The 1,056-nt window shown below is 61.4% G+C and carries 1 protein-coding gene; it reads right to left on the reverse strand.

Annotated elements, in window-relative coordinates:
- Positions 1 to 602: 602 nt before the first annotated feature.
- Positions 603 to 761 carry a DUF6381 family protein gene (locus ACZ4NT_RS39350; RefSeq protein ID WP_467730242.1) on the reverse strand — a complete coding sequence of 53 codons (159 nt, stop codon included), beginning with the start codon at positions 759 to 761 and terminating at the stop codon, positions 603 to 605.
- Between the last annotated feature and the right edge of the window lie 295 nt (positions 762 to 1,056).

A 1,056-nucleotide genomic window follows, 5' to 3' on the forward strand; every position in this document is an offset into this window, starting at 1 on the left:
CACTGACCTACTTGTCACTTCGTGGCAGTGAGCCTTTTCCAACCTCACGTCTGTGCTGGTCAAGGGTGTGCGGCGAGTGACCAGGTCAGCCGGTGACAGGCCGGTGACCAGCACACCCACAGTCGGACGCCATGCTGCGAACGGTCCGTCGAGCATAATCGGCGGACCTGATAACCAGGTTGGAAAAGGCTCAATTTCGGGAGATTAGAGCCCCAATTCTTGTGAGTTCAGGAAGACCGAAGGATTTCAGCTTGAACCCACGGATCCACCGGCCTGCTTCAGGTCGGTGCATCCGTGGGTCGGCCGAATCACGAGGCTGTGCAAGCCGAAGAGCTTCGGCCGTGACATGGGCGTCAACCTGCGCCTACGTTCTGTTGCCGTATTTCGAAGACGTCGTAGTCGTCGTCCATGTTGGCGAGTTGTTCGACCAAAGAAGCTCGTGCCCAAAACGATGGTGCGTCCGGAAGGCTAACTCGCGTGGTGTCAGCTCACCGGCCAGCATCCGGACGGCAAGTGCTCGCGCGGTGGCTTCCTGTCCGGCAACGCTGTCCGCAGGAGTTGGGCGACCACTGGGGGTTCATGCTGCTGCGGCCTGTATCCTGTCAGGATTCCTGCTCGCTCTGCTCTTGGAGCCGGCGGGCCTTGTCCGTCAGGCGTTTACGTTCGTGGGGGTCGCTGGTGCGCTCGGCCAGGTCCTTCATTTCCTCGGCTTTGGCGCGCATCTGCTGGGCTCTGCCGCTGGGCTCGTCGGTCATGCTCATGATCGCTCCTTGCGTGATGGGGGAGAGCGGACGAGACATAGCGAAACACTCGTGTTGCGCTGCCGCATGTCGGAATGCATCTCTGGGGTGATGTCCCGTTGGGGAAGGGCGGGGACAGCAAGGCCGAGCATCGACATGACGGATCAGGAATCCGGCGGATACAGCAGGAGGTACCGGCAGGTGCCGACCTGCTCGCCCTCTTGGTCGACCGCGGACCTCCGACACCATCGTGGTCGCGTAGTTGTAGTCGTCGTTTTGGCGGGCCCGCATGAAGCTGGCCTTGTCCCACTCGATC

The organism is Streptomyces sp. NPDC026417, from assembly GCF_055567695.1.

Coding starts and splice junctions, on each gene's coding strand:
- ACZ4NT_RS39350 (WP_467730242.1), bottom strand. CDS start 761: ATGAGCATGACCGACGAGCCCAGCGGCAGAGCCCAGCAGATGCGCGCC.